The following is a 6,091-nucleotide window of genomic DNA, read 5'->3' as shown; positions in this document are numbered from 1 at the left end:
TCCCGTTTCCTGACTTCGATCGACTCTAAGGTGTGAGTCGATAAACTCCTAATTTTTGACAAAGCTGTAGATGGTCGCTAGTGAAGATACACCATCTACAATCTACAGAATTTCAAGATCGTCGATCGATCGAGATCGAGTTGAAATTAAGTTGTAGTTGGGTTGAAGAATGAAACCCAACATCTCAACAATCGATTGTGAAGATGTTGGGTTTCGTTCCTCTACCCAACCTACAGATCTCTACTCGACTCGCTTGCCACAGATGTGCGGCTACCCGATCGCGTCTTCGGTATTGCCATCTGCCTCCTTGCCAATAGATTCGAGATTTAGCTAGTTATTTTTGAGCTTAATTTTAGTAGCAGCTTCACGATTGAATTGTTGCTTGCGCAGACCTTCAATGCGTTGGTTGACTTGTTGTTGTAGCTCAACTCGCTCGACCCGCTTGCCATAAATGCGCAGATACTTGATCGCGTCTTCGGTGTTGCCATCGGCTTCCTTGAGTCTTGCCAAAGACAGATAATCTTGGGTAGCAACCATGGGCGCGATGTCATTGTAACTTTTGATGAGTTGCGGTACGGCGATCGTCATTAAAAATACTAAAAAGATCAGAGAGATTTTAGCATCCGGTTTAGTTGACTCGACTAGATACATAGTTAATGTAAATAGTAATACCATCAGCACTAACATAAAAATCAGATGCGGATCTTGCAACAACAAGCTAGATACCTGTTCTACATCCGCATGATTTACCCCGATCGTGTAGCCGACTAATGCTGTCGTAGTAGGTAATGTAAATTGCCGCAACGCCGAACCTTTGCCACTGAGATGAAAAATCAGCGACAAAATACTAGCAATACTTGCAGCGAAATTCCAGGTAGTCATGTTGTGCGCCCCAGTTTTTCGTTAACTATGTAATTAACGATCGACAGTTAAGATTGGTTAGATATCGCGAGCCATATTAGCATGCATTGGCCGATGGTGTCTGTCCGAAATCGCGATCGATTAACCCTGTTTCCGCAACAGTGGAGCTGCTGCTAGTAGCTCCTGGGTATATGGGTGTTGCGGATTGCTAAAAATCGCTTGAGTGGGACCCATCTCGACGATTTGACCGCGATTCATTACGGCAATGCGATCGCACAAAAACCTTGCTAGCCAAAGATCGTGAGTAATAAATAGATAGGTAAGATTATCTTGGCGTTTGAGTTCGAGCATCAGATCCAAAACTTCGGATTGGATGGTCGCATCCAACATACTGACTGGTTCGTCACAAATAACTAATTTGGGCTTGGTAATCAGCGCGCGGGCAATTCCCACCCGTTGCTGTTGGCCGCCAGAGAGTTGACGCGGGTACCTATCAAAGTATTCCGGTGCGGGGTTAAGACCCACTCGTTCGAGCATCGCTAGCACCTGCGCTCTGGTAGCTGCGGGAGTAGCATTGAGTTGGTGAATATTGAGCGGATCGGCAATACTTTCGCCCACCGTCATCATGGGATTGAGCGATGCGCTGGGGTCTTGAAAGATCATCTGCATATCTCGCCGTTTGGCGCGCATTTCTGCGGGCGATAATCGCGTCAGTTCTTCACCTGCAAATGTCACCGTCCCGCCAGTTGCCGGAATTAATTGCAGGATCGTCCGCGAGAGCGTGCTTTTACCACAACCAGATTCGCCGACTAGGCCAAAGATCTCGCCTTCGTAGAGTTCGAGCTGGATATTGTCTACAGCCTTGACGATTTTTGTCTGGGCTTTAGTAAATAGCCGCTGCAAAAAGCTAGTCTCGATCGTGTAATATTTTTGGAGTCGATCGACTGTCAAGATCGGGACTTGTTGCTTGGTAAGTACCGAACTATTTTCGACGTCTGGATCGTCAACTTTTGCTGGCTGTTCGCGATCTGCCTGAATATGTAAAGCCGCCCGGAGCAGGGTTTGCGTATATAGTGCTTGCGGATTGCCAAAAATCTGTTCGACCGTCCCTTCTTCTTCTTTACGGCCTTTATTCATTACCACAATGCGATCGCAATAAGTCGCGATCGTTGCCAGATCGTGAGAAATTAGCAATAACCCCATCTGCCGTTCGGCGCACAGCCGCGTCAATTCTTGGAGGATTTCCGCTGAGACGCGGACATCGAGACTCGTCGTCGGTTCGTCAGCAATTATCAGTTTGGGATTGAGTAGCAAAGCTAACGCGATCGCCACCCGCTGGCGCATCCCACCGCTGAATTCATGGGGATACTGATGCCAGCGGTCTGCCGTAATTTTGACGGCTGCAAGGGTGTCTAGCGCGCGTTGTTTGGCTTGTTGCTTGGTCAGTCGGGGTTCGTGAGCTTGGAGGGTTTCCAAGCAGTGATTGCCAATGGTCATTAACGGATCGAGCCGCGTCATCGGATCTTGGAAGATTAAACCCACCGTCTCACCCCGAAATCTCTGGATGGCCTCGGGATTCAGATCCGGCACGGATTGCCCCTCAAATAAGATTTGACCCTCAATCCGCGATTGTGGCGGCAACAATCGCATGATGGCTTTACCCAGCGTCGATTTACCACAGCCCGACTCGCCCACAAAGCCAATCTTTTCACCCGCAGCCAGTTGAAATGACACATCTTCGATCGCGTAAGTGTCGGCTTTATCGATCGCCTTGACAGCCTGCTGTCGCGATGACGATTGTGGATAAGAAACCCAGAGATTGCGAACGTCTAGTAGGGTCTGTGGCATGGGGATTGGGGATTGTGGATTGTGGGATTGGGGACGGGGAGACTGGGGGACGAGGTGACAGGAACACAGAGAGACTGAGAAACGGGGTGGCAGGGGAAGACAGGCAGATCTATTTACTATTTACTATTCACTCCCAACTCCCAACTCCCAACTCCCAACTACCCCCTAACTCCGATCGCGATCGAATCGTCGCATCAAATAAGCTGCGGCAAAGTCGCCATTGGGATGTTTGACGAGGATATCAGCTAGCTCGAAGACTCGCTGAGCCATTTCGACGCCAACTTTATCAATCACAGCTTGACGTTCGAGAGTATTTAAGTGAGTGGCACGAGCTTGAGCTTGCCAAGCTCCAGAAAAAATCTGCGGGATATTGGTATGGATCTGCAATCGTTCGAGGATATCCCACTCGCCGCGATCGCACCAAATTCCGCCACAAGCCAGACAATGTTCGACATAGAATGGTTGCTTGAGGGCGATCTTGCCTCTAGCCATAATCGATCTGCATTCGGGGCAATTGGCCGTTTTGGTATCAAATGGGCTGGGCGGATAGGGCAAATTGTAATTTTGAACGATCGGATCGTGGCTAGTACTGCTGGCGGGACGTTCCGATCTCCAGGCTTGATATTTACGACCGGAAATCCATTCGCCACCGCACTCGGGACAATGTTTTGTCAGCAGCAGATCGCTGAGAATCCCATTTGCTAACTCAGATCTACATTTAGGACAATCCATCTTTAAAAAATCAGGTGCTACTTGCTAGTTACTAGTCGGGGCGAGCGCGTTAGCGGTTCCCTGCCGACCGGAAGAGCTTCACTTTTGGCATTATTGCTGGTGAAGTAAACCTCTAGTTTAATCTTCATCATGTCCAATATTGACATCGAACTCGATCGATTATGTGAGCGATTGCCATAGATCGATCGCGGCTTGGCAATATTGCAATAATACGTTTAATTTCTCCTGATATGCCTGCTGGCGAGATTGGCTGGTACTCGGAGTGCGAGCTGCCGCCATTAACATCGCATCGATCGGCAGTAAGCGCAGCAGCCGACGGCTTTCGGTGAGATAAGATTGCATTTTACCAGCGATCGCATCTGGCATGGCATCGAGATCCTGCTCTTGCAGTGCCGCCTCGAATAACTCGATCGTTTCACTCAGACTAGCTTTTAAGTCCGCCGAGGATGCGGTGGGCAAGTTGGTAAGGTGGGTATATAATTGTTGCCACATTAAAATCTGTGCTGAAGGCAACATAAAAAATTTAGATAGAATAGAATATCATGTAAATAATTTTACACTTCATCTTCTCGATCGCAACGCTACTGGCTCGCCCCGTAATTGGCGGTAAATTCTCACTACATTTAATTGTCCTTAAACTTCAGATCGAGATTGCACTCTCGCTCGTGTCAGCCAGCTCTTTGCTCGATCGTCATCCATTAATAAACTCAATCTCGCAGATCGAGATCGGATAGCTCCAAAATATTGCCGAGATCGTTGCATCGACTCGATCGAGCTATTCCGCCTAAAAATATTGAGTCACGGCTGGTTTGACTGGCAGCTTTTTAAATATTAACTAATTTTTTATTTTATTCTTTGAAGCTATGACTACTCCAATCTCGATCTCTCCTGAAGATGTTACCGACCTAGCCATCGTCGCCGACCCCGATGGTCAACCAGTAGTATACAACTGCGACATTCCCGATTGGTTGCAACAGTGTTTGAATGAAGTGCCGACTGCCGATACCCCAGTCGTTGGCGTTGGCGTAGCCTCTGCCGGCGCAGAAGCCTCTCCCCTGGAGAATCTCGATCGGCAATTAATCAAAAATGCTTTTAAATTTGCCTACGAATTGCACGGCGATCAAAAGCGGAAATCCGGCGAGCCGTACATTTGTCACCCGATCGCGGTAGCTGGATTGTTACGCGATTTAGGTGGTGGTGCAGCGATGATTGCGGCGGGATTTTTGCACGATGTGGTTGAAGATACGCCGATTACGATCGAGGGCATTGAGTCGCGATTCGGTCAAGAAACGGCACATTTAGTCGAAGGCGTGACTAAGTTATCTAAGTTTGAATTTTCCAGCAAAAAAGAGCAGCAAGCAGAGAATTTTCGCCGGATGTTTATTGCCATGGCGCAAGATATTCGGGTGATCGTAGTAAAGTTAGCCGACAGATTGCACAATATGCGCACCCTCGATCATTTACGGATCGAGCGACAGCAAGCCATCTCTCAAGAAACTCGCGATATTTTTGCACCCTTAGCCGACAGATTGGGATTGGGTCGGATCAAGTGGGAGTTAGAAGATCTTTCATTCAAATACATTGAAGCTGAAGACTATCACCGGATTCAAGATCTGGTCGCGGAGAAACGGACGGCTAGAGAAGGCCGAATTGCCAATGTTACTGAGATGATCCGCCACCGGCTCGATCGTGCCAATATTAAATATGTCGATATCAGTGGTAGACCAAAACACCTCTACAGCATCTATCAAAAGATGCGCTACCAAAAGAAGGAATTTAGCGAAATTTACGACCTAACGGCGATTAGAATTATTGTCGAGTCAAACCATGAATGTTATCTGGCTCTAGCCGAAATTCATGATGCCTTCAAACCAATTCCAGGGCGATTTAAAGATTATATTGGTTTGCCCAAAAATAACCGCTATCAATCCTTACACACTACCGTCGTCGGTTTTACCGGCACACCCCTAGAAGTCCAGATTCGGACGCTCGAAATGCATCATGTTGCGGAATATGGCATTGCCGCACATTGGAAATATAAAGAAGCCGCTAAAGCTGATAAATCGGGCACTGAAACAGCAGAAGTCACTGGCAAAGCTACCACTAACAGCAGCAGACGGACGGACGTTGACGAAAAATTCGCGTGGCTGCGTCAACTTTTAGAATGGCAAAATGATGTCAAAGATGCGATCGAATTTGACGATCATCTCAAAGATCATCTACTCGAACGCGATGTCTATGTCTTCACCCCCAAAGGTGAAGTCGTCTCCCTGCGCCAAGGCTCCACACCTGTAGACTTTGCCTATCGGATTCACACCGAAGTCGGCAATCACTGTGCCGGAGCCAAAGTCAACGATCGAATCGTACCCCTATCGCGATCGCTCAGTAATGGCGATATCGTTGAAGTGATTACGCGGGAAAATAGTCGCCCCAGTCTCGACTGGCTGAACTTTGTCGTCAGTCCCGGCGCGCGCAACCGGATTACCCAATGGTATAAGCGATCGCACCGCGATGAAAATGTCGCCCGAGGGCGGGAATTATTGGAGCGAGAACAGGGCAAAAGTGGCCTAGAAGCCTTGTTAAAGTCGGAACCGATGCTGACAGTCGCCCAACGTTGTAACTACGTCACGGTCGAGGATTTACTGGCGGG

The 6,091-nt window shown here is 48.2% G+C and carries 5 protein-coding genes; 1 reads left to right on the top strand and 4 read right to left on the bottom strand.

What is annotated here, in order from left to right:
- Positions 1 to 330: 330 nt before the first annotated feature.
- The 4 genes from RMO84_RS17965 to patD all read right to left on the bottom strand — a co-directional run bounded on the left by RMO84_RS17965 (position 331) and on the right by patD (position 3,957).
- Positions 331 to 882 (bottom strand): hypothetical protein, encoded by a 552-nt coding sequence (locus tag RMO84_RS17965; RefSeq protein WP_310489808.1) that lies wholly within the window; start codon positions 880 to 882, stop codon positions 331 to 333.
- A 120-nt stretch (positions 883 to 1,002) separates the two neighbouring features.
- Positions 1,003 to 2,709: an ABC transporter ATP-binding protein gene (locus RMO84_RS17960; protein WP_310489807.1), complete on the bottom strand. Its 1,707-nt coding sequence runs from the start codon at positions 2,707 to 2,709 to the stop codon at positions 1,003 to 1,005.
- 165 nt (positions 2,710 to 2,874) lie between these two features.
- A complete protein-coding gene (locus RMO84_RS17955) occupies positions 2,875 to 3,441 on the bottom strand; it encodes a zf-TFIIB domain-containing protein (protein ID WP_310489806.1) in 567 nt (188 codons plus the stop codon).
- A gap of 159 nt (positions 3,442 to 3,600) precedes the next feature.
- Positions 3,601 to 3,957, bottom strand: coding sequence for a heterocyst frequency control protein PatD (gene patD / locus RMO84_RS17950; protein WP_310489805.1), 357 nt, complete (start codon positions 3,955 to 3,957; stop codon positions 3,601 to 3,603).
- A 347-nt stretch (positions 3,958 to 4,304) separates the two neighbouring features.
- Between patD and RMO84_RS17945 the strand changes: the two genes are divergently transcribed.
- Positions 4,305 to 6,091: bifunctional (p)ppGpp synthetase/guanosine-3',5'-bis(diphosphate) 3'-pyrophosphohydrolase (locus RMO84_RS17945; protein WP_310489804.1), on the top strand; the 1,787-nt coding region annotated here is incomplete at its 3' end.

Origin of the sequence: Chamaesiphon sp. VAR_69_metabat_338 (genome assembly GCF_031423935.1) — a bacterium.
GTDB lineage: Bacteria > Cyanobacteriota > Cyanobacteriia > Cyanobacteriales > Chamaesiphonaceae > Chamaesiphon.
Note: the sequence above shows the minus strand (reverse complement) of the source record. Positions and strands in the feature narration are given on the sequence as shown.